This is a genomic window from Novosphingobium fuchskuhlense, from assembly GCF_001519075.1.
Classification (GTDB): domain Bacteria; phylum Pseudomonadota; class Alphaproteobacteria; order Sphingomonadales; family Sphingomonadaceae; genus Novosphingobium; species Novosphingobium fuchskuhlense.
The window spans coordinates 259,980-283,164 of record NZ_KQ954246.1 but is presented as its reverse complement, the minus strand read 5'-3'; the positions used below and the strand labels follow the sequence as shown (position 1 = coordinate 283,164).

Below are 23,185 nucleotides of genomic sequence, written 5' to 3'. Positions count from 1 at the left end.
GATAGCAGCCCCGGTCAAATGGAGCCAGAGTGCGCGCAGGATCGTGCAGGCGTGCTCGCAACAGGAGATAAGGTCGATGCCGAAACTTGTCGTGGTGAACCGCTCGGGTGAAGAGTCCACTGTCGAGGCCGCTGCCGGCCTGTCGGTGATGGAAGCGATCCGCGACAACGGTTTCGACGAACTCCTCGCGCTGTGCGGCGGCTGCTGCTCCTGCGCCACCTGCCACATCTACGTGGACCCCGCCTTCACCGACAAGCTGCCGAAGATGAGCGAAGACGAGAACGACCTGCTCGAAAGCTCGGATCACCGCAACGATACGTCGCGCCTCTCGTGCCAGGTGCAGCTGACCGCCGATCTCGACGGCCTCAAGGTCACCATCGCGCCGGAAGACTGAGCCGACCCGCGCTGCGGCGCGCATCGCTTCTGCAACAGGAAAGACGCCCCGTCGCGGCAACGCGAACGGGGCGTTTTCGTATGGGCGATCGGGGGTAGCCCGAAAGGGCCGAGGCCCTTCGAACCGGGCATTCGGATGAGGCCTGCGGCTGACCGAACACGCCCAGAACCCGGCCCGCGGGCGCAGCGGTCCACCGCTGCGGATCAACGCCTCATCGCGGCTGGATCACGAATGCAAATCCGGTGCGGATTTTATGTCGCGCTGCACCAAAAGCACACCGCGAATTCTTATAACCTTCAAAAAAATAACACTAAAACTGTCAAAGAGGCTCCTTGGCGGCCGCAGCACACCACAGGCTCATGAGGGAGATAATTACGCGCCCTGTTACTGCACTGCTCGCCACGACGGCCTTTGCCGCCGGCACCAGCCCGCTGCGGGCCATCGCCAAGCTGCCTTCGGTGAACTTCCAGTCGGCCGACGCGTTCGGCACCTATGAATGGTCGACCCGCATCACGCTGCGCGGCTTCAACCTCGACGGCATCCCGCTCGGCGACATGTCCTACGGCAACTACAACGGCCGCCGCGTCAGCCGCGCGGTCACGGCCGAGAACATCGGCTCGACCGTGGTTTCGCAAGGGTCTGGCGCGATCGACACGCAGTCGACCAACAACCTCGGCGGCACGCTGAGCTTCTCCACGATCGATCCCAGAGCCGCGCTCGGCCTCGAGGCCAGCGGCGAGCTGCGCCTCGGCCACGGCCTGTCGGTGCTGGCCTCCTACAGCTGCAACGACAACACCTACCGCAACGACGTCGTCATCCGCACGAAGGATGCGCAGGGCACCGATGTCGTTACCACGATCCCGACCGCAGGCAAAACCGTCACCGACAGCCCCAAGCACCTTGTACACGGCGAGGTTTCGTACGATCAGGGGCCGCTCTATGGCCGCATCGGGGTTGACTACATGTCGAAGCGCTACTTCACCTACACCAACGACCAGTCGGTCCCCGGCCGTGCGCTCGTCGATCCGACGCTCGGCTACAGGTTCGATCTGTGCATGCGCAAGCCGGTGGAGCTGCAGATCAACGCGGCCAACCTGTTCGACAAGTCCTACGTCGCCACGATCGGCTCGAACGGCTTCGGCAACAGCGGCGACAACCAGACGCTGCTCGCCGGTGCCCTGCGTCAGATCTTCGCAACCGTGAAGGTGGGCTTCTGATGCGCCGCGCGCTTCCGCTCGCCTCTGCGCTTCTCGCTGCCGCGCTGGCAGGGGAAGCGCGCGCCGCTCCCGTTCTCCTGATCTCCATCGACGGGCTGCGGCCCGCCGATGTGCAGGATGCCGATGCGCGCGGCCTCAAGGTGCCCAACCTGCGGCGGTTCCTCGCCGAGGGCACCTATGCGACCGGCGTCGTCGGCGTGCTGCCCACGGTGACCTACCCCAGCCACACCACGCTGATCACCGGCGTGGCGCCGGCGCGGCATGGCATCGTGAACAACACCACCTACGATCCCCTGCAGATCAACCAGGGTGGCTGGTTCTGGTATGCGCAGGACAACAAGGCCCGCACGCTGTGGGATGCGGCGCATGAGGCCGGGCTCTCCACCGGCAACGTCTTCTGGCCGGTCTCGGTCGCGGCGAAGAACGTGACGTGGAACCTCGCGCAGATCTGGCGCACCGGCCATGCCGACGACCGCCATCTGCTCGATGCCGTTTCGACACCCGGGCTGATCGGCGAACTCGAGACGGCGGCGCACCTGCCCTACGCCGACGGCAAGGCCGAAGACCTGCCGGCCGACGTGAACCGCGCGCGCTTCGGGACCGAGATGATCGGCAGCCACGCGCCCGGTTTCATGACGATGTACCTCGCCGCGCTCGACCACACCCAGCACGAGACGGGCCCAGGCTCGGCGCAATCGCACGCCGCTCTGGAGACAATCGACGGCCTTGTCGGCGATCTCGTCAGCGCGGAAATGAAAGCGCATCCCGATGCGGTGATCGCGCTGGTCAGCGACCACGGCTTCGCGCCCGTCGATATCGTGATCAACCTCTATCGCCCGTTTATCGATGCTGGCCTCGTCACGCTCGGCCCGGACGGCAAGATCACGTCCGCCGAGGCAACGCCCTGGGGCTCGGGCGGCTCCTTCGCGATCCGCCTCGCGCGGCCCGATGATGCGGCGCTCAAGGCGAAGGTGAAGGCGCTGCTCGATACGCTCGCCGCCGATCCCGCTGCCAGGATCGAGCGCGTGATCGAAGCGCCGGCGATTGCGGCGCAAGGCGCCAATCCGGACGCGAGCTTCTATGTGAACCTGAAGCTCGGCGCGGTTGCCGGGCCGTTCGTGAACGGCACGCTCCCGCTCGCCTTCCCCTCCCCGGTCAAGGGCATGCACGGGTATTTCCCCGCCGCGCCGGAAATGCGCTCGACCTTCATGGTTATGGGCAAGGGCGTCGCGCGGAACCGCAACCTCGGCGAGATCGACATGCGGGCCATCGCGCCGACGCTGGCGAAGATCATGGGCGCCACATTGCCGGATGCGGAAAAGCCGGCAATCGCGCTGGCGAAGTAGCCTTACCAGCCGCGGCTGCCGGGCCCGCCCTTGAAGGGCCCGGCAACCTTGCTGGTGATCCACCCGCCGTAGAACGCGCCCGGCTGGGGCACCACCGTCTCGCCGTCCACGCTGCACCGGTCAAACGGCGCGGCATAGAAGGCAACGTGATCCTTGAGCGCGAGGAAGCCGCGCGTGGGCCCGGGATAGCTCCAGCCGACCTGCGGCAGCACTTCGCCTTCGACCACCACATCCCAATAGACCGCCGCGCCCTTCCATTCGCACAGCGACGAGCCGGAAGCGCGCCGCAGCACGCCCGGCGCGATGTCGTCGGGATGGATGTAGTAGCTCGGCGGATGGCTCGTTTCGAGCGTCTGCACGCTGCGGCGAGTATCAGCCACGATCAGGCCGCGATGCTCGATCACCACATGCGCGGTGCAGGCCCGCGCCACCGCGGGGCGTGGATAGTCCCAGACGCTTTCCTGCCCCGGACGGACCGGATCAGGGTTCGGCCACATTACAGACGCAGCCCAGCCGTCTCGGGCAGACCGCTCATCAGGTTGAGCGTCTGCACCGCCGCCCCACTGGCGCCCTTGCCGAGGTTGTCGAGCAGAGCGACGAGGCGGGCCTGCGAACCGTCCTTGCTGGCGAAGACGTGGAGGTCGAGCCCGTCGCGCGGGGCGTCCGAACGGCGCAGGAGCAGCTCGTCGGGAACGCCGTCCAGCACGCGCACCAGCGGACTGCCGGCATAGAACGCGGCCAGCGCCTCGCGCAGCGCGTCAGGCGCGGCGGCCCCCGGCATGGCGGCCAGCGGCACCGGCACCTCCACCACCATCCCGCGATGCGCCGGGACCACAGCGGGCGCGAAGATCGGCGCGTGGGTGAGCGCGGCATGGCCCTGCATCTCGGCCACGTGCTTGTGGCCAAGGCCAAGGCCATAGGCGCGATAGGCGATGTCGGGATCGTCCTCGAACCGCGCGATCAGCGCCTTGCCGCCCCCCGAATAGCCCGAGACGGCATTGACGGTATAAGGCCAGTCTGCCGGCAGCAGCCCCGCGCGCAGCAGCGGCACCAGCAAGCCGAGAAAGCCCGTGGGATAGCAACCGGGATTGGAGACACGCAGCGCCCCGGCCACCACATCGCGGCCCACGATCTCGGGAAAGCCATAAGTCCAGCCCGGCGCGACGCGGTGCGCGGTCGAGGCATCGATCACGCGGGTCCTGTCGTTGGCGATCAGCGAGACCGCCTCGCGCGCGGCATCATCGGGCAGGCACAGGATCGCGACATCGGCGGCATTCAGCGCCTCGGCGCGGGCCTTCGCATCCTTGCGCTGCGCATCATCGAGCGCGATCAGGCTGAACTCGCTGCGGCCGGCCAAGCGATCGGCGATCTCGAGTCCGGTGGTGCCCGCCGCGCCGTCGATAAAGACCTGAACCGTCATGGCTCCAGCGCCGCCAGCGGGAGATAGCCGACGAGGCCGTCTTCGCCCTGCTGTCCCCAGCCCCAGCCGCCCGCCTTGTCGAGCAGGTTGAAGGTCTCGCCTGCCGCCAGCGTGCCGACGATTTCGGCGTCCTCGCGGCCCGCTGCGTGAAGGGCGGCACCAGCGGCGCCTACCGTGCGCGGCATCGGCACGGCATAATGCGAGACGAAGATCTGCCCGGCATAGCGCACATGCGCCAGATCGCCGCGCACCGCGCGGGTATGCGCCGCGCCCTCCGCCTTGGGCGCGGGGCCCGCAAGCGAATGCGATGCATGAAGGCTGGGCAGGATCGGATCGGTCACGGCTGGCTTTCCGGCAAACAGGAAAGCCGGGCGCTTAGAGGGATCGGGCTCAGGGTTCAAGGCGTGTGGCTCTTTCCGAAGCGGGACTGGATCAGCCCCCAACTCGCACGCAGGCCCAGCGCCTCGCCACCCTTGGGCCGACCCGGCTTGGCGGCGGGCCGCCACGCGAATGTGTCGAAGTGTGCCCAGTCCACCCCTTCGGCCACGAACCGGTCGAGGAACAGCGCGGCGACCGTCGCCCCGGCGAACCCGCCCGAGGGGCTGTTCTGCAAGTCCGCCACGTCGGATTTCAGCATTTCGCGGTAGCCCTCGTGGAGCGGGAGGCGCCAGCACGGATCGTCGCGTTCGAGGCCCGCTGCCAGCAAACCGTTCGCCGTCTCGTCCGTCCGCGAAAACATCGCCGGCAGATCGGGCCCCAGCGCCACGCGCGCCGCGCCAGTCAGCGTGGCGAAATCGATCAGCAGTTCGGGCTTCGTCTCGCAGGCGCGGACCAGCGCATCGCCCAGCACCAGCCGCCCTTCGGCATCGGTGTTGGTGATCTCGACCGAAAGCCCGGCGCGCGAACGCAGCACATCACCGGGCCGGAAGGCATTGCCGGACACCGCGTTCTCCACCGCCGGAACCAGCACATGCAGCCGCACCGGCAGCCCCGCGCCCATCACGAGGCCCGCGAGCGCCAGCGCATGGGCCGCGCCGCCCATGTCCTTTTTCATCAGCGCCATCGCCGAACTCGGCTTCATGTCGAGCCCGCCGGAATCGAAGCAGACGCCCTTGCCGACGATGGCGAGGCGCGGGTGCGCCGGATCGCCCCATTCCAGCTCGATCAGCCGGGGCGCGTGGCTGCGGGCTGCGGCCCGACCGACCGCGTGGATCATCGGATACTCGCGCTCCAGCGCATCGCCCGAGACGACATGGATCACCGCGTGGTGCGCCTTCGCCAGCGCGCGCACCTCCGCCTCGAGCTGTGCGGGGCCCATGTCCTCCGCCGGGGTGTTGACCAGATCGCGCACCCGGATGACCGCCTCGGCCTCCGCCAGCGCCGCGTTCATCGAACCGAGTGCGTGTGTCAGCAGCAGCCGTGCGCCCTTCTCCGAAGGGTCGCTGCGATAGCGGTCGAAGCGGTATTGCGCGAGCCGCCAGCCGATCAGCGCGGGGCCTTCCGCGCCGGGATTGGCGAGCCGATAGGTGCCCGCCGGAAGCCGGTCCGCCAGCGGGGCAAGGCACCAGCTTGCAAGGTTCGCCGGATCGGCAACCCCGCCAACCGCGAACCAGCCCTCGCCCGCCCCGGCCGCATCGGGGACGATGGCGGTTTCCCCCGCGCCGCCCTCGAAGCCTTGTCCGGCCAGCACCGCCCGCTGCGCGGCGGTCAATCCGGCGAGCCATAGAGGCAGGCTTGCCTTGTCGACGAGGTGGAGCGGAATGGCCTTCTGGCCGCGATCGGGCTGGATCAGTGCATCAAGCTGGTTCATCGTGCCGCCGATCCTAGCCGCAGCTTGGCGGCCAGCGCGAGAGGAAACTGCACCGGACGAAACGCGGATGCAGCCCTGCGATCTCGCAATCCGGCCCGGAACACGCTACATGCCCCCCATGACCGACTATGTGATCGCCGACGAGACCGATGTGATGCCGCGCGACGGCACGATCAAGCTGCATGGCCCCGTGGGCTTTGAAGGCATGCGCAAGGCGGGGCGCCTTGCCGCCGAAATCCTCGATGCGCTTGTGCCGATGGTGCAGCCCGGCGTCTCCACCGCCGCGATCGACGATGTGGTGCGCCAGATGACGCTGGATGGCGGCGCCGTTCCCGCCACACTGGGCTACCGCGGCTATACCCATTCGTGCTGCATCTCGATCAACCACGTGGTGTGCCACGGCATCCCGTCGGAAGCCCGCGTCCTGCGCGATGGCGATATCGTGAATATCGACGTCACGCCGCTGCTCGATGGCTGGCACGGCGATTCCAGCCGCATGTACCTCGTCGGCGATGTGCCCTTGAAGGCGAAGCGGCTGGTCGACGTGACCTACGAATGCCTGATGATCGGCATCGAGCAGGTGAAGCCCGGTGCGCGGCTCGGTGACATCGGCGCGGCGATCCAGGCCCATGCCGAACGCCACCGCTACGGCGTGGTGCGCGAATTCTGCGGCCATGGCCTCGGCCGCCTGTTCCACGATGCGCCGGAAGTGATCCACGCCGCGCACAAGGGCACCGGGCCGGAACTGAGGCCCGGCATGTTCTTCACCATCGAACCGATGATCAACCTCGGCAAGCCGGGGGTGAAGCTGCTCGACGACGGCTGGACGGCTGTAACGCGCGACCGCTCGCTCTCCGCGCAGTTCGAGCATTCGATCGCGGTGACGGAAACGGGCTGCGAGATCTTCACGCTAAGCCCGGCGGGCCTCCACCGGCCGCCTTATTGACCACCGGCTCGCATAGCATGGAGCAATAATTCGTCCGCTTGTCCCAGACGACGTCCTACGAAACCGGCAGTTAAGGTATTTTGCCTAAGCCCTTGACCGTTCTATCATAGACGGTTGCATCGTCCATGTCTCGTATTGCAGCTTCTTTAAATGCTTTGGCCCTTGGCGCGATTTTGGCAGCGCTATCGTTTTATGGTCCCTGGACCAATGTCCATGGCCGACTCCGCTTCTTTTCTGATATTGTCATCAATCCGCTGGTGGGATTTTTCGGCAATATCGGCGCCGCCTTCTTCTTCGCCACGCTGGGCATGCTGCTTGCGGGGCTGGCACTGACCGGCAATCTGCGCACCACGGATTAGAAGCCGGCTTCCACCCGCTGGAAGACGGCCGTCCTGCCCAAAAATCGGGCACCTTCTGCGCAAAACTTGTGCAGCAATCGATCCTTCCCGCGCAACTTGCGCAATGCGGCAGAGCACAGACGGCATGCAATCTTGCCCGAGCGGCGGATTTCCCGCTTTCGCGCGGCTCATTCCTGTCCTAGTGAGGCACGGTACAAGGGTGGCACGATTCTTGGATAGAAGATCCGGTATCGGGCTCCGTACGAATACCAACCGCCGGACAGGCCTCACGGCCGAAAGCCGGTCTGCCTGCAGGGATTGATCGAGTGAAAAAGGTCGAAGCGATCATCAAGCCCTTCAAGCTGGACGAGGTGAAGGAAGCGCTGCACGAAATCGGCGTTTCCGGCATCACCGTTACCGAAGCAAAGGGCTTCGGCCGGCAGAAGGGTCATACCGAACTCTATCGCGGCGCCGAGTATGTCGTCGACTTCCTGCCCAAGGTGAAGCTCGAGGTGGTGGTGACCGACGCCATGGTCGACCGCGTGGTCGAAGCGATCGCTTCTGCTGCGCAGACCGGCCGCATCGGCGATGGCAAGATCTTTGTGTTCGCGGTGGAAAGCGCGCTGCGCATCCGAACTGGCGAGCGCGATAACGACGCGATCTAGGAACACGATCCGGGGTTTCATTCCGATTTCAACCGGTGGCGGTCGCGGGCCGGCGGCTTCCCCACAGTTTAGACCACTGAGCGCCCCGGCACGGGTCGGGGCCAGTAAAAGGACCAGCGATGGCTACTGCAAAGGACATTCTCGCCCGCATCAAGGACGAAGAGATCGAATGGGTTGATCTGCGCTTCACCGATCCCAAGGGCAAGTGGCAGCACCTCACGATGGTCTCCACCGTGCTCGGCGAGGACGAACTGGAAGACGGCCTGATGTTCGACGGCTCCTCGATCGAAGGCTGGAAGGCCATCAACGAGAGCGACATGATCCTCAAGCCCGATCTCGATGCGGCCTATGTCGATCCGTTCTCGGCTACCCCGATGATGATCCTGTTCTGCGACATCGTCGAGCCCTCGACCGGCGAACTCTATGCCCGCGACCCGCGCTCGACCGCCAAGCGCGCCGAAGCCTTCGTCAAGGCGAGCGGCGTGGGTGACACGGTCTATGTCGGCCCCGAAGCCGAATTCTTCGTCTTCGATGATGTGCGCTTCTACGACGGCTACGACGGCAACGGCTTCAAGATCGATGACATCGAACTGCCGACCAATTCCAACAAGGAATACGAAGCCGGCAACCTTGCTCACCGTCCGCGTGCCAAGGGCGGCTACTTCCCGGTCGCGCCGGTCGACAGCTGCGTCGATGTCCGTGCCGAGATGGTCCGCACCATGATCGACATGGGCCTGCCCTGCGACAAGCATCACCACGAAGTGGCCTCGGCACAGCACGAGCTCGGCCTCACCTTCGGCACGCTCGTCCAGACCGCCGACCGCATGCAGATCTACAAGTACGTCGTGCACCAGGTCGCGCAGGCCTATGGCAAGACGGCGACGTTCATGCCCAAGCCGATCAAGTCGGACAACGGCAGCGGCATGCACACCCACATCTCGATCTGGGATGCGGGCAAGCCGCTCTTCGCCGGCAACGGCTATGCCGGTCTTTCGGACATGTGCCTCTACTTCATCGGCGGCGTGATCAAGCACGCGAAGGCCCTCAACGCCTTCACCAACCCGACCACCAACAGCTACAAGCGCCTGGTGCCGGGCTTCGAAGCCCCCGTGCTGCTCGCCTACTCGGCGCGCAACCGCTCGGCCTCGTGCCGCATCCCCTACGGTTCGGGCGCCAAGGCAAAGCGCGTGGAATTCCGCTTCCCCGACGCGATGGCCAACCCCTACCTGTGCTACTCTGCGCTGCTCATGGCCGGTCTCGACGGGATCAAGAACAAGATCCACCCGGGCGAAGCCATGGACAAGAACCTCTACGATCTGCCGCCGGCTGAACTCGCCGAAGTGCCGACCGTCTGCGGCAGCCTGCGCGAAGCGCTGGACTCGCTGGCCGCTGACCACGACTTCCTGCTTCAGGGCGGCGTGTTCACCAAGGACCAGATCGAAGCCTATATCGAACTCAAGTGGCCCGAAGTGATGCGCTGGGAAACCACGCCGTCGGCGGTCGAGTTTGACATGTACTACAGCGCCTGATCCCTCCGATCAGATCGCTTCACGGGGTATCCCGGGAAAGGCGTCCGGACCTTGCGTCCGGGCGCCTTTTTCCTTGGGCGCGGATAAGGCCGCGCGATTTCCCGGACCGGTGTTATTTTTTCCACAGCCACTCATGGACTCGGGACGAGTCGAGATGGCCGCAGGATGAACGGAAGCCCCCCGGACTCCTCGAATCGCCCCCGATCCTTAGAGATGCTGCACATGCACAAGAACATGGTCGCAGCGTTCATCGCCCTCCTGTCTCTCTTCGCGCTGCCTTCGGCGGCCCATGCGCGGCTCCAGTGCGTGACCTATGCGCGGCAGGTTTCCGATGTGCAGCTCAGCGGCAATGCCCGCGATTGGTGGAGCCATGCCGAAGGCCGCTATGATCGCGGTCATGCCCCCAAGGTTGGTGCCGTGCTCGCTTTCGCCGGCACCCGCGCGATGCCCTATGGCCACGTCGCCGTCGTCCACAAGGTCGTCGATGATCGCCACATCCTGATCAACCACGCCAACTGGTCGCGCCCCGGCATGGTCGAGCGCGGCGTGTTAGCGGTCGATGTTTCCGCCGCCGGTGACTGGAGCGAAGTGCGCGTGTGGTTTGCGCCGACCCGCTCGCTGGGCCTGCGCCCCAGCACCGCCAAGGGCTTCATCTATCCGCGCACCGTAACGGCGAGCGCGGCTGCCACGGCAAGCGCCGGCTGATCCTTCAAGAGGCGCGGCGCATCCCGGCGGCCGTGTCGCGTTCGGCAAGCAGCGCTCGGGCCTGCTCGGCAGGCATCGCAGCCCAGAACAGATAGCCCTGCACCAGTTCGCAGCCGGCGGCCTGCACCAGCAGGCGCTGCACCTCGGTCTCGACGCCTTCGGCGACGACTTTCATCCGCAGCGTCTTGCCCAGCGCGGTGATCGCGCAGAGGATCGAGTGCGCATCGCGGTCGCGCTCGATGTTCGAAACGAACGAACGGTCGATCTTGATCCGGTCGAACTGGAACGAGCGCAAGTACGACAGCGAGGAATAGCCGATCCCGAAATCGTCGAGCGCGACACGGATGCCCATGCGATTGAGTTCGCGCAGCACACCGATCACGTGGGCACTGCGATCGAGCATCACCCCTTCGGTCACCTCGAACACCAGCCGCTGCGGGTCCATGCCCGTTTCTTCAAGGAGGCCCGCGAGCATCGGCAGGAAATCGCCCGCCATGATCTGCAGCGGCGAAAGATTGACCGAAATGTCGCAGTTCGGCCAGGCGCGGCATTCGGTGAAGACGTGGCGCAGCACCCAGGTGCCCAGCGCGATCATCAGCCCGCCCTGCTCGGCAATCGGTACGAACAGGTCCGGACGGATCTCCCCGCGTTCGGGATGATTCCAGCGCAGCAGGGCCTCGAACCCCTGCACCGCGCCGCTACCGGTCTCGACCACCGGCTGATAGGCCACCGAAAGCTCGCCGCGGGTGATCGCGAGGCGCAGCTCCATTTCCATTTCGCGGCGCAGCTTCACGCTGGCATCCATGTCCGGCGTAAAGCGGCGGTAGCGTCCGCGCCCCCGCTGCTTCGCGCGGTAGAGCGCGATATCGGCGCGGCGCAGCAGTTCGCCCGGGTCCTCGCTCTGTTCGGGTCCCCAGCTGATCCCGCAGCTCACCGAAACTTCGAGCGTGTTGCCCGAAATGATGAAAGGCCGGCGCATCAGCTGCATGATCTTGCTGCCGAGCCGGTCGGCCGCACGCGCGCCATCGCTGCTGGCGTGGAGCAGCACGAATTCATCACCGCCGAAGCGGGCGAGAAAGGCATCGCGCGGCAGCGCCTCGCGCAGGCGGTGCGCGACCTGGCGCACCAGTTCGTCGCCCACGTGGTGACCCATGGTGTCATTGACCAGCTTGAAGCCGTCGATGTCGATATAGGCGACGAAGAGATTGCCCTCGGCCTCGCCCTCGATGAACTCGGTAAGCAGCGTCCGCAGGCGCTGCATGTAATAGACGCGGTTGGGCAGTCCGGTCATCGCATCGTGCAGCGCGTTATGCTGGGCCTGCGCTTCGCTTGCCTTGAGTTCGTTCGCAGTCATGCGCATGCGCCGCACGATCACCGCACCGCCGGCCACAACGCCGAGGAAGAACAGGATGAAGGTGGCAAGCACCGGCGTGGTACGCTGCACGATCTTGGGCCCCGGCTCCTTCGCGGTCCAGGCAATCCAGCCGATGTGATCGCCGAATGCGGTGGTGAGCGGCACGGAATTGGCCGATCCGACCGTCACCTCGTCAGGCCGGAAGCTGATATCGCGCAGCACCAGATCGCCGCCCATCTTCTTCAGGATCGAGCCATCCAGATAGCGCACGGTCGCGACGTAGTTGGGCTCGCGCTTCAGCAGGCCGTAGTCGTTGTCGGGCACAATCGCGACGACGGTGAGGAACGCGGGCCGGCCGCGGCGCAGCACGGCCGTGGCGGCCCAGCGGTTGAGCGGCTGGCCGGAGGCGGCAACCGGCCAATCGACATCCGCCAGCTTCTTCATGCCGGCGATCCGTCCGCCCAGCGGCACGTTGCTCTTGGCCCGCGCGATCAGGTCTTCGACATGCCAGCGCACTTCCTGATAGCCGGCATCCCCGGTCGGTCGGCCCTGTGCCCAGCCATGCACAAGCGTCCCGTCGGGCTTGACGAGGAACATCGCGTCGGTCTCGAGATTGTTCCACACGAAATCGCCGAGGAAGTGGTTGGCCCACGTCACGTTGTCCGAAAGAACGGCGTTGCGCATGGCATCGTCCCAGGTCAGCTGGACCTTCTGCGCCGCGACGATCGAGCTGCCAAGCTGGTCGAGATAGCGGGTGACAAGGACGCGTTCGTCCTCGCGCGCCAGTTCGTCGGCAATGCGAGTGGAGCGGGAAAACACCGCAACGAGCAGGGCGGACAGGGCAAGCAACGCCATGAACGTCGCGAGCGCAACCCATCCCGTGCGCAGATTGCGCACCGAGGATCGCGCGCTGGAGACGCGGTCGATTTGGTCCAGACCCATCGGATCGGACATAAGGGCAGGATGGAAAGAAACGGTTAGCGCCGCTTACGGAAGGCGCAGCAGAATGCTTCGAGTTTGGCGCAATTCCCGCCGCTCGAGAGGGTTAGCATGGCCTTGCCGGCGATGCGCGGAAGAGCGGCAAAACGCAGGCGTCAAATGCGTTGCAATCGGCTACCGAACTTGCCATCGTCGGGGCGAGACCCTCAATCCTTCGGCCACAGGCCAACTCGGGAGAACACCGATGCGCGAGCATCTGCAGCACTACATCAACGGCGCCTGGACCCCCAGCGAGGGCGGCAAGCGCCACGAAGTGATCAACCCTGCGACCGAAGAGGCCTGCGCGGCCATCACGCTTGGCAGCCAGGCCGATGTCGACAAGGCCGTCGCCGCCGCCAAGGCCGCCTTTCCCGCCTTTGCCGCGACCTCGGTGGAAGAGCGCAAGGCCCTGCTGGAGCGCATTCTGGCCGAATACAAGAAGCGCATTCCCGATTTCGCCAAGGTGATCAGCGAGGAAATGGGCGCGCCGATCAGCTTCGCGGGCACCGCACAGGTGGGTGCCGGCATCGGCTACATTCTCGGCACGCTCGAGGCACTCGAAGGCTTCGAATGGGAAGCCCCGGTGCCGGGTGCCAACGCCCGCTTCGTCCACGAACCGATCGGCGTGGTGGCAGCGATCACGCCGTGGAACTGGCCGCTCAACCAGATCTGCGCCAAGATCGCACCGTGCATCGCAGCCGGCAACACCGTCGTGCTCAAGCCTTCTGAAGAGTGCCCATCCAACGCGGTGATCATGGCCGAAGTGATGCATGCCGCAGGCGTTCCGGCCGGCGTGTTCAACCTCGTGCAGGGCGATGGCCCGGGTGTCGGCGTCGCGCTGACGGTCCACCCCGATGTCGACATGGTGAGCTTCACCGGCTCGACCCGCGCGGGTATCCAGATCGCCAAGAACGCGGCCGACACGGTCAAGCGCGTCCATCAGGAGCTCGGCGGCAAATCGCCCAACCTGGTGCTGGAAGACGCGGACTTTGCCGCGACGCTGCCGGGCACGCTGCAGGGGATCGTCGCCAACACCGGGCAGAGCTGCATCGCGCCCACCCGCATCCTCGTGCCCAAGTCGCGCAAGGAGGAGGCGGAAACCTTCGTGAAGAACTACTTCGCGGCGGTGAAGGTCGGCAGCCCCGAAGAAGAAGGCATGCACATCGGTCCGGTCGTCAACAAGGCGCAGTGGAGCAAGGTGCAGTCGCTGATCGACACCTCGATTGCCGAGGGCGCATCGCTGCTGGAAGGCGGCCCCGGCCTGCCGGACAACGTCAACCGCGGCTACTATATCCGTCCGACCGTGTTCTCCGACGTCACGCCGGACATGACGATCTTCCGCGAAGAGACCTTCGGCCCCGTCGCCACGATCACCACTTATGACGGCATCGAGGATGGCATCGAGCTGGCCAACCGCACGGCCTACGGGCTTTCGGCGGTGGTCACCGGCGACGTCGAGACGGCCAAGGGCATCGTCGGCCGCCTGCGCGCCGGCCTCGTCGCGGTCAACCAGTGGGGCGGCGTCAAGGGCGGTGCCTTCGGCGGCTACAAGCAATCGGGCAACGGCCGCGAAGGCGGCATCTACGGTCTCAGGGACTTCATGGAAGTAAAGACCATCGCCGGCGCATAAGCGCGGCTGGCCGAATGCAGACAGACCCCGCGCTGCCGGTGCAGCGCGGGGTTTTTCGTGGGCTCAATAATCCTTGGAGGCCTTGAGGTTGAGGCTTTCGTCGCCGATCGTGGAGATCGTGCCGAGCAGCACCAGCCAGCGCGTGATGCGGAACTCGGCAGAAGTCGCGCTGTAGCCGCGCCCGTCGGTGATCAGCTCGACGAACACCCGCCGCCCCAGATACTTGCCCACCGCGATCGAGGTGCTGCGGCCGATCGAGGCATCGGCGTTGACGATGCGCAGCCGATCGAGCCCGATGGCATTGCGCAGCCGGTTGATCGGATCGAGCCCGCCGCCGCTGCGCAACGATGCGAGCGCAGAGGCAAGCTGCACCGCTTCAGGCGCGGAAATCTGTGTGATCGAGCTGCCGAACAGCATACGGCTGAGCAGTTCTTCCTCGGGTAGCGCCGGCACCGAGCTGAACGCGATCTGCGGTTTCAGCGCCGAACCGTTGATCGCGATCTTGGCGCTGACGCCATTGGCATCGCCTTCCGCCACGATATCGAGCCGCGGATCGACCGGTACCTCGCCGACGAAGCGGATGCGCCCTCGGGTAAGGTCGAAGCGCCGGCCGGCGAACTCGTAGCCGCCGCGCACGAGATCGGCGCTGCCGAAGATCTGCGGATCAGTAGTGTCGCCGCGCAGGCGCAGGTCGGCACCCCATTCGCTTTCAAGGCCCAGCCCGCGCACATCGATGCGGTCCGCACCCGCTGCGTCGATCAGGTATTTCCACGCTGTGTAGCGTGCGCGCGGCGGAGCGATATCGGCGCGCAGATTGGTCTCGTGGGTCCGGATCGCCGGAAGCTGCTCGGTCACGCTCGCGCGGCCGAGCGTCCAGCGCGCGCGGTCGAGATGGACGCGCCCGGCAATCGTACCGCCGATCCCGTCGGAGACGAGGCGCAGCGGGCCGGTCACCGTCGCAGCCATGTCGTCGCGGTTGATCAGAAGCGCGTTCGCAGCGGCAAGCCTCAGATCAAGCCCGACCCCGCGCGTGGCGATGTTCGACAGGTCGATCGTGCCGCTGCCGCTCACCGTGCCGCCGCCCGGTGTCGTTCCGCTGAAATGCGCCAGGCTGAGGCGGGCATCGGCAAAGCTGCCAAGCGCCTCGACATCGCGCACGTCGGACCCCGTGAGGTTCGATTGCACCCGCAGCGCGCGCGTCGCCACCGCGCCGGTGATCACCGGGTGATCGAGCGAGCCGGTCACGCTGGCCGCGGCGCCGAGCGGCCCGGTCAGATCGATCACCTCGATCGCGGCCAGCCGCCACAGCGCCTCGGCGGGGCCGCTGTAGCGCAGCTCGGCCTTGAGCGTGCCGCCGCGCACGCGCTCGAACATCGAGCCGCCGCGTGGCAGATCGGCCACCAGCGCCTGGAACCGCCCGCGCATCGCCGCGCCCTCGCGCGCGACGGCGCGGACCTGCAAGGCCGCCGGATCAAGCTCGGCCACCAGCGCCAGATCGAGCGGCCGCGAGGTGAGGACAAGGCCCGAGCGGGTGAGGCCCTTCACTTCGACGGCGGCATGGCCCGAAGGCGCGCCGAGGTGGTCGTTCTCGTAATTGATCACGCCGGAGACAAGGCCGCCGAGGCCCAGATCGGGCAGCACGATATCGAGCACCGACAGCGGCATGCGCGACAGCATGAGCTGCAGCTTGGTCGCCCCGCCCAACACATGGCCGCTGGCAATGATCGTGCCGCGGCCGAAATCGATCTGCGTGGGCTCCAGCCGCCAGCCGGCCGACTGGCCCTGACCCGCCACGTCCGGCTCCCGCTCCAGCACCGCGCGGCGAGGCATCGAGATCACCCGGCCCGCGTAGTCGCCGGCGACAAACGCCACGATCCGGTCCGGCGAGAAGGCGCCGGTGCCCTGCAGAGCAAAGCTCGTGCCGCTTCGCCCGGTGAGCGAGGCGGTGACGCTGCCCGAGCCGTTGACGAGCGCGGCATCCGCCCCGAGGCGCCCGATGAAGAGCTTGCCCGCGCTGATCCCCTCGGCCTTGAGCGAGGCCTGCAGCGTGGTGTTGCCGCCTTCGATGCGCCCTTCGGCGGTGAGCAGGGCATTGCCCACCGCAATCGGATTTTCACCGCCAAAGCGCGCGGCCTTCGCAGTGATCGCGGCCTTGAGCGTCTGCCCGGCGCCATCGGGCGCGAGATCGATGGTGCCGGTCACCCCGCCGCCGGCCAGCGCGAGGTTGCCGGTGACCCCTGCGCCGGCAAGGGCAAGGCTGCCGGTGATCTCGGTCTGGTAGACGGTGAACCGCTGGATCGCGATCTTCACCGGCTCGTCCTTGGGCATCGTGAGCGCGAGCAGGCCACTGAACGGACCGAGCCGCGAATCGCCCGTGGTCTCGATGCGGAAGCCATCGCCTTCGGGGCTGAGCGCGAGATGGACGTCCTTGAGGCTGGCGGCCGGCAGCGGATCGGCGAGCACGAGAGCCGCGTGCAGTCCGTCCTCGGGTAGCGCCGCCTCGAAGGTGAACGGACCGTATTCGCTATGGCGCCCGTCCCCCTGCAGCGTGAGCACGCCGTTCGGCCGGCTCCAGCTGTGCAGCGCCGCAGTGAGCTTGTCCGATGCGAGCTCGGCCCGCCGCACCACCAACGGCTGCGCCGCGCCGACCACCAGCGCCGCCCGCAGGCGCACATTGCCGCCGGTCAGCGTGGCGAGGCTGCCATTGTCGATGCGCGCCATGCGCCCGCTGCCTTCGGCAGAGAGCAGCCACGGCTGGCCGGCCCCGACCGTCAGCTGGATGCGCGCCTCGCCATTGACCACGCCCAGATCGGGCAGTGCGATCCCCCCGACGGCGACCGGGCCGGACAACACGAAGCGGCGCCGCGCGAGATCGCCGTCCAGCGCAAGGCGGGCCGACGCTCCCTTGAGCGCGAGGTCGAGCCGATCGGACCGCAGCTTGCCGCCGCCCAGCACCAGATCGCCGGTCAGCCGGGCCCCGGGCAGACGCGGATCGACCATGGCCTCCCCCGTCCTCACCCGCGCCGCGGTGAGCGACAGCGGCAGGCGCAGGCGGCGGCCATCCCAATGCGCGGTTCCGGCCGTGCGCAGGCCTTCTGCCAGCACTGCCCCGCTGCGCAGGCGTGTGGCGGAAACCGTGTGGATCACGGCCAGCGCGGTGAAGCGGCCATCGACAGTGGCGTTCAGCCGCGCGCCTTCCAGCGCAACGCCCGAACCGGCCAGCAGCAGTTCGGGCCGGGCCAGCACGGCGCGCACTTTCACCGCCTCGGCGCGGTTGTTGATCAGATCGAGCGCACCTGCGGCCGTGCCGCGCAGCGCCGCCCCGCCGACAAAGAGGGTGCCGCGCAGGGTGCCGCTGGCCGCTGTCCCCGCGGCAACCAGCGCGACCTTTTCGCCGCTGGCGCGCCGCGCGGCGGCACCGAACAGATCGCCGGGGAACACCTGCCCGGCCAGCCGGTACCGCCCGCTGCGGTTCTCCAGTTCGAAAGCGGCAAGTTTGCGGCCGTTGTCCGTCGCCGCGCCCCAGCCATGCCATTCCTGGAACGTGCCCTTGCCCCCGGCGCGCGCGGCGATATCGCGCTTCACCCCGCTGAGCGCGGCCAGCAGTCCGTCCCGCGGCGCGTTGTAGATGAAATCGAGCGCGAACCGGTTGCGATCGGGCTCGCTGTCCAGCCGCAGGCGCAGCCTGTCGCGCCCGCCCAGTCGCCCGCCCAGGCTGACGAGCGCGCGGCCGTGGCGGATGTCGGCGCGCGCGGCAAAGTCGATCCGCCGCCGGTCGCCCATCACGCTGCGCTCGACGACGAGGTTTTCCGCCACCAGCTTGTCGATGCGGATATCGAAATCGGGGAGGATCGGCTCGTCGGGATCGCCGGGCTTCAGGTGCGGGGCGCGCAGCAGGGTCGCGCGCTTCAGGATCAGCGCGCGGATATCGAGGCCTTTGAACAGCCCCGAGCGCGGATCGAACCCGAACCACGCCAGCGGCCGCCAATCGAGCGAGGCCTCCGGCACGACCATGAAGCGGCCCTGGGGATCGCTGAGCACCACTTCGTGCAGGCTCATGGCCCCGAACAGCGTCCCGTCGATCCGCCCGATGCGGATGCGCAGGCCCGATCCCGGCACAATGGCCGCGATACGGTCCGCCACGAAGCGGTGGCCCAGCGAGGAATCGAGCACGAAGGCCGATCCGCCAAGCGCCAGCACGAACAGCAGCCCTGCCAGCACCAGCCCGCGCCCCCAGCCCAGCACGCGGCGCAGGGTGCCCCTGCGCGGCGGGGTCGGCGCAGGCGCGGCATCCTCGGGCGGGGTCGCGGCGCTGGCCATCAGAACGCCTGCCCCAGCGAAACGTAGACGCCGATGCGGCTGTCGCCCTTCGCCGGATTGAGCGGGGTGCCCAGATCGATGCGGATCGGGCCGAAGCTGGTCTGATAGCGCACGCCGAGGCCCATACCGATCTTGAGGCCGTTGATCGTGGGCGAGGCGGTGGTGCCCACTGTGCCCGCATCGACGAAGGGCACCACGCTGACGGCCCCGCTCATCAGCCCGGTCTTGACGCGCGCTTCGAGCGAGAATTCGGAAAGGCTGCGTCCGCCGCTGGGATTGCCAAGCGCATCGCGTGGACCGACCGCCTGATAGGCAAAGCCGCGCACCGAGGCCCCGCCACCCGCGTAGAGCCGCCGCGACGGCGCGATCCCGCTGACGGAGGTGCCGGGGATCGTGCCCAGCCGCATCCGCTCGGCCAGAACCACGCGGCGGCTGACAGGCTGGTAGGCGCTCGCATCGAATTGCACGCGCACATAGCTGGAGCGCGTCCCGTTCTGCACCGAGATTTCCGGGCTGAACCGCAGCGAGACGCGCGCACCACGCTTGGGATCGAGCAGGTCGTTGCTGCCGTCATAGGCCCCGCGCAAGGGCAGCGCGCCGATGAAATAGGTGGTGCGGGCAGAGCCGGCAGCGGCGGGCAGTTCGCTCGTCGCCAGCAGTTCGATGCCCGTCGACCAGACCCAGGCCTTCTGGAAGATCAGCGTGGTCTGCTTCTCGAACGTGGTCGAGAACGAGAGAGTGCGCGCGTTGTAGGCGTTTGTCCGGCGCGTCTGCGCATAGAGATCGGCGGTCAGCACCTGATCGCGCCCGAAGAAATTGTTGCGGCGATAGGTCGCCCCCGCCAGCTGCTCGCGCGTGCCCACCACGCCGCGGAAGCGCACGAGGCCCTCGGGCGGGAACATGTTGCGGTTTTCCCAGCTCGCCTCGACCCGCACGCCCTCGCCGCTGGAATAGCCGATCAGGCCGGCAATCGTGCGCTGCGGGGCCTTGGCAAGGGTCACATCGATATCGGCGACCCCCGGCTTCTGGTCCGCCGCCGGCGCGGCCTCGCGCGGGGTAACGGTGACGGACGAGACCAACCCGGTCGCCAGGATCGCCTGCCGCAGATCGTCGATGCGCGATTTGCGGAAGGTATCGCCGGGCCGGAACCGGGCAAGCCGCGAAAGGTGGCGGGCAGACAGGTAATCGGGCAGCGAGCTCCTGACCTGCCCGATCACGTATTGCCCACCGCTGGTGACCGGCACGGCAAGTTCGCCGGTGCGCTGGGCATGGTCGATCGAAAGATCGGGCACGCCGACTTGCGCGAAAGCGTGGCCGCCCTCGCCCAGCGCGGTGATCAGGTGATCGCGTTCGGCGACGATGCGGTCGCTGTTGACCGGATCGCCCGGTGCCAGCGCGAAGGCGCGGGTAAGCACGGCTGCATCGCGGGCAGAGGCGATATCGCCCAGGCTGATGCGCGAGAAGGTGTAGCGCGGCCCCGGCCGCACATCGAAGCGCACGCCGACTTTTCTGAGGTCGATGGTCGGTGCCGGACCGCTGCCTTCGGCGGGTGCGGTGTAGCCGGTCGTGCTCTGGAACACCTCGGCATCATAATAGCCGTAGACCTTGAGCACTTGCTGCAGAAGATCGGTATCCTGCCGCGCGCGCCGGGTCAGCTGGGCGAGGTTGTCCTCCTCGTTGCCGAACTTGCGCAGCGCGGCCAGCATGCCGAAGCGCTCGGTCACAGCCTCCCGCTCGGGCAGGATGTCTGCTTCCGGCGGGAAGGCGAGCGTGAGCTGCGGAGAAACCGGGAACAGGCTCGCGTCCGGAATCTGGCCAATGCCGCGCCCGCTGCCCGGATCGGTGTCGGTTGCCAGCGCGTCGCCCGCCGCCTTGGCCTGTTCGGCTGCCGCGCCGATATCGGCATCGGGCGCAAGCGGGGTGATCGGCGGCAGTTCGGTCGCATCGGGCCAGGCCAGCGTGATCGCGGGAATGCCTGTCAGCGGCGCAATCGCGTCCGGCGAGAGCAGCATCTTGGGATCGGGCACGGGCACTTTGGCCGCGTCGGTATCGTTCGCCCAGGCCTTGGGGTCGTCCAGCGCGGCATCGGGAATCAGGTCCTCGAGCGCCTGATCAGCCTCGCGCGACTGCGCCTGTACGACATGCGGAAGGGCTGCGAGAAGCAGCGCAGGCAGCAGGGCCGGTAATCGGGCCAGCAGGCCTTCAGATGTGGCGATACTGGGCCTGTGCGGCGGCGAGACCGTCCTTGCCGGTATCGTCCGCGATTCGCCGGTCTGCCCCCCTTGCGGTCGCAGCGCGGTCGATCGCGCGGGCCTGCTCATCGGGGTCAAAGCGTTCCCATCCTTCGCGGCCGAGCCGCTCGAGCGGCCGGTACCTCACCTTGTACTGCATCCGCGCCGATCCTTCGACCCAATACCCGAGGTAGACATAGGGCAGACCGATGCGGGCGGCATGAAAGATGTGATCGAGAATGATGAAGTTGCCAAGCCCCTGCCGTTCGGCATGATCGGGTTCGTAGAAGCTGTAGATCATCGACAGGCCGTCGCCCTGGCGGTCGGTCAGGCAGGCGCCGACGAGTTTGCCGGGCTGCCCGTCGATGCCGGGTTCGCGATACTCGATCACGAACGTGCTGACCGGGGTGTGTTCGACCATGTCGGCGAAGTCCATCTCGTCCATCGTGGCCATGCCGCCGCCGGGATGGCGCGCTGCCAGATAGCGCTGGAGCAGTTCGAACTGCTCCGGGGTGGACCACGGCTTGCAGGCGGTGACGACGAGATCGCTGTTGCGCTTCAGGTTCTTGCGCTGGGTGGCAGAAGGCGCGAACTCAGCAGCAGCCACGCGCACCGAGATGCAGGCCGAACAATCGATGCAGCTGGGGCGATAGGCGACCGTCTGGCTGCGGCGGAAACCGATACGGCCAAGCGCGTCGTTGAGCTCGTCGGCGTTTGGTCCCTTGAGCTCCGTGAACACCTTGCGCTCCGTCTTCCCCGGCAGATAGGGGCACGGGCTCGGGCTGGTCACGAAGAACCGGGGAAAGCGGACGGGCGCGGTCACGGCAGGCTGCGATCCTCTCGCGCCGCCGGCCCATCCGGCAACGCCTTGTGAAAGCAACATGCATCACTGGCGCGATTGGTGAAAGAGCCATTAACCAGCAAAGGTAGTTAATCGGCAGGGAATTCGCAGCAGAGGCCCGGTCAGGCCGCCCACCGTGCCGAAACGGGATGCGCGGCGCCCGGGGTGTGACCAAACAGCCTTAACCGAGCTCCACCTGCTGCACGTCATAGCCCTTGGCGCGCAGGCCCGCCACCAAGAGGTCGATCTGCTCGCGGTCGCGCGCCTCGCATTCGATCTCGGCCGTAAGGCCCTTGGCCGGCAGCGAGGTGAAGATGCGGTTGTGCCAGACTTCGAGGATGTTGACCTGATGCCGGTTGAAATCCTCGACCACCTTGAACAGTGCGCCCGGGCGGTCCTGCAGGGTGAGCCGGAGCCGGGCCAGCCGGCCAGACCGGGCCAGATCGCGCAGCAGCACGTTGGCGAGCAGGCGCGTGTCGATATTGCCGCCGCACAGCACAAGGCCGATCTTGCGCCCGGCAAAACGCTTGCGGTGCGTCATCACCGCCGCCAGCCCCGCCGCGCCGGCGCCCTCGACCACGGTCTTCTCGATCTGCAGCAGCAGCGCCACCGCGGTTTCGAGCGAGGGTTCGCTCACCAGCACGATATCGTCGACGATCTTCTTGAGCACCGCCGAGGTGAACGTGCCCGGCTCCTTCACCGCGATGCCCTCCGCGATGGTATCGCCGCCGCAGGGCAGCTCGAGGCCCTTGAGCTTGGCATACATCGAGGGGAACAGCGTCGCCTGCACGCCGACCAGCCCGATCGAGGGCTTCAGCGCGCGCGCCGCGGTGCCCATGCCCGAGAGCAGGCCGCCGCCGCCGATCGGAACCACCAGCGTCTCCAGCTCGGGCACGTCCTCGAGCATTTCGAGCGCCACTGTGCCCTGCCCCGCCGCGACCTGCGGATCGTCGAAGGGATGCACAAAGGTCATGCCCCGCTCGGCTTCCAGCAGCCGCGCATAGGCATAGGCTTCGTCGAAGGTCTCGCCCTCCAGCACAACCGTGCCGCCGACGCTTTCGGTCTGCATGATCTTCACCGTCGGCGTGGTGCGCGGCATCACGATGGTGACTGGCATACCGAGCCGCGTGCCGTGATACGACAGGCCCTGCGCGTGGTTGCCCGCCGAAGCGGCGATCACGCCCTTCCCGCGCTGTTCGTCCGAAAGCTGCAGCAGCGCATTCAGCGCGCCGCGCTCCTTGTAGGCGGCGGTGAACTGCAGGTTCTCGAACTTCAGCCAGATCTCCGCGCCCGTAATCTCGCTCAGCGTCTTGCTGTGGAGCGTGGGCGTGCGCACGACCTGCCCGGCGATCCGGCCGGCAGCAGCGCGGACGTCGTCGAGAGTCAGGAGGGCGGCGGGGGCGGTGGTGCTCGTGCTCATTGGCTAGGGCCCTAATCGAAACCTGCCCTCAAGGGAACCTT

At 67.1% G+C, this 23,185-nt stretch carries 18 protein-coding genes; 9 read left to right on the top strand and 9 right to left on the bottom strand.

Annotated elements, in window-relative coordinates:
• Window positions 1-76: 76 nt before the first annotated feature.
• The 3 genes from AQZ52_RS15270 to AQZ52_RS15260 all read left to right on the top strand — a co-directional run bounded on the left by AQZ52_RS15270 (window position 77) and on the right by AQZ52_RS15260 (window position 2,957).
• A complete protein-coding gene (locus tag AQZ52_RS15270; RefSeq protein ID WP_067912883.1) occupies window positions 77-394 on the top strand; it encodes a 2Fe-2S iron-sulfur cluster-binding family protein in 318 nt (105 codons plus the stop codon).
• Window positions 395-753: 359 nt separating this feature from the next.
• On the top strand, window positions 754-1,611 hold the full coding sequence (locus AQZ52_RS19260) for a TonB-dependent receptor (RefSeq protein ID WP_067912880.1): 858 nt from the start codon (window positions 754-756) through the stop codon (window positions 1,609-1,611).
• Window positions 1,611-2,957: an alkaline phosphatase family protein gene (locus AQZ52_RS15260; protein WP_067912877.1), complete on the top strand. Its 1,347-nt coding sequence runs from the start codon at window positions 1,611-1,613 to the stop codon at window positions 2,955-2,957. Before AQZ52_RS19260 ends, AQZ52_RS15260 begins: the two co-directional genes overlap by 1 nt.
• 2 nt (window positions 2,958-2,959) lie before the next feature.
• On the opposite strand, the gene AQZ52_RS15255 is transcribed toward AQZ52_RS15260, so the two are convergent.
• Genes AQZ52_RS15255 through AQZ52_RS15240 form a run of 4 tightly spaced genes read right to left on the bottom strand, consistent with a single transcriptional unit; the run spans window position 2,960 to window position 6,187 of the window.
• Window positions 2,960-3,454, bottom strand: coding sequence for a DUF427 domain-containing protein (locus tag AQZ52_RS15255; protein WP_067912874.1), 495 nt, complete (start codon window positions 3,452-3,454; stop codon window positions 2,960-2,962).
• Entirely contained in the window at window positions 3,454-4,377 is a 924-nt protein-coding gene (argC, locus tag AQZ52_RS15250) for an N-acetyl-gamma-glutamyl-phosphate reductase (protein ID WP_067912871.1), read from the bottom strand. Before argC ends, AQZ52_RS15255 begins: the two co-directional genes overlap by 1 nt.
• A complete protein-coding gene (locus AQZ52_RS19150) occupies window positions 4,374-4,778 on the bottom strand; it encodes an SH3 domain-containing protein (protein WP_240481693.1) in 405 nt (134 codons plus the stop codon). The genes argC and AQZ52_RS19150 overlap by 4 nt, the downstream gene beginning before the upstream one ends.
• Window positions 4,775-6,187, bottom strand: coding sequence for a leucyl aminopeptidase family protein (locus AQZ52_RS15240; protein WP_067912865.1), 1,413 nt, complete (start codon window positions 6,185-6,187; stop codon window positions 4,775-4,777). Before AQZ52_RS15240 ends, AQZ52_RS19150 begins: the two co-directional genes overlap by 4 nt.
• A gap of 118 nt (window positions 6,188-6,305) precedes the next feature.
• Here AQZ52_RS15240 and map point away from each other — a divergent pair, with 118 nt between their 5' ends.
• The 5 genes from map (at window position 6,306) to AQZ52_RS15215 (ending at window position 10,370) form a co-directional block, all read left to right on the top strand.
• Window positions 6,306-7,133: a type I methionyl aminopeptidase gene (gene map / locus AQZ52_RS15235; protein ID WP_067912862.1), complete on the top strand. Its 828-nt coding sequence runs from the start codon at window positions 6,306-6,308 to the stop codon at window positions 7,131-7,133.
• A gap of 125 nt (window positions 7,134-7,258) precedes the next feature.
• Window positions 7,259-7,492: a hypothetical protein gene (locus AQZ52_RS15230; protein WP_156424984.1), complete on the top strand. Its 234-nt coding sequence runs from the start codon at window positions 7,259-7,261 to the stop codon at window positions 7,490-7,492.
• A 305-nt stretch (window positions 7,493-7,797) separates the two neighbouring features.
• Window positions 7,798-8,136, top strand: coding sequence for a P-II family nitrogen regulator (locus AQZ52_RS15225; RefSeq protein ID WP_067912857.1), 339 nt, complete (start codon window positions 7,798-7,800; stop codon window positions 8,134-8,136).
• Between the two features lie 119 nt (window positions 8,137-8,255).
• Window positions 8,256-9,665: a type I glutamate--ammonia ligase gene (gene glnA / locus AQZ52_RS15220; protein WP_067912854.1), complete on the top strand. Its 1,410-nt coding sequence runs from the start codon at window positions 8,256-8,258 to the stop codon at window positions 9,663-9,665.
• A 222-nt stretch (window positions 9,666-9,887) separates the two neighbouring features.
• A complete protein-coding gene (locus tag AQZ52_RS15215; protein WP_156424983.1) occupies window positions 9,888-10,370 on the top strand; it encodes a CHAP domain-containing protein in 483 nt (160 codons plus the stop codon).
• Window positions 10,371-10,374: 4 nt separating this feature from the next.
• Here the strand turns inward: AQZ52_RS15215 and AQZ52_RS15210 are convergent, their stop codons facing one another.
• Window positions 10,375-12,666, bottom strand: coding sequence for a putative bifunctional diguanylate cyclase/phosphodiesterase (locus tag AQZ52_RS15210; RefSeq protein WP_067914036.1), 2,292 nt, complete (start codon window positions 12,664-12,666; stop codon window positions 10,375-10,377).
• A 241-nt stretch (window positions 12,667-12,907) separates the two neighbouring features.
• Between AQZ52_RS15210 and AQZ52_RS15205 the strand changes: the two genes are divergently transcribed.
• Window positions 12,908-14,332: an aldehyde dehydrogenase family protein gene (locus AQZ52_RS15205; protein WP_067912849.1), complete on the top strand. Its 1,425-nt coding sequence runs from the start codon at window positions 12,908-12,910 to the stop codon at window positions 14,330-14,332.
• Window positions 14,333-14,395: 63 nt separating this feature from the next.
• Here AQZ52_RS15205 and AQZ52_RS15200 read toward each other — a convergent pair whose 3' ends face one another.
• The 4 genes from AQZ52_RS15200 to AQZ52_RS15185 all read right to left on the bottom strand — a co-directional run bounded on the left by AQZ52_RS15200 (window position 14,396) and on the right by AQZ52_RS15185 (window position 23,144).
• A complete protein-coding gene (locus AQZ52_RS15200) occupies window positions 14,396-18,652 on the bottom strand; it encodes a translocation/assembly module TamB domain-containing protein (protein WP_067912846.1) in 4,257 nt (1,418 codons plus the stop codon).
• On the bottom strand, window positions 18,652-20,973 hold the full coding sequence (locus AQZ52_RS15195; protein ID WP_156424982.1) for an autotransporter assembly complex protein TamA: 2,322 nt from the start codon (window positions 20,971-20,973) through the stop codon (window positions 18,652-18,654). The genes AQZ52_RS15200 and AQZ52_RS15195 overlap by 1 nt, the downstream gene beginning before the upstream one ends.
• Entirely contained in the window at window positions 20,855-21,706 is an 852-nt protein-coding gene (locus tag AQZ52_RS15190; protein WP_067912843.1) for an arginyltransferase, read from the bottom strand. Before AQZ52_RS15190 ends, AQZ52_RS15195 begins: the two co-directional genes overlap by 119 nt.
• A gap of 199 nt (window positions 21,707-21,905) precedes the next feature.
• Entirely contained in the window at window positions 21,906-23,144 is a 1,239-nt protein-coding gene (locus AQZ52_RS15185; protein WP_067912840.1) for a threonine ammonia-lyase, read from the bottom strand.
• Window positions 23,145-23,185 lie beyond the last annotated feature (41 nt).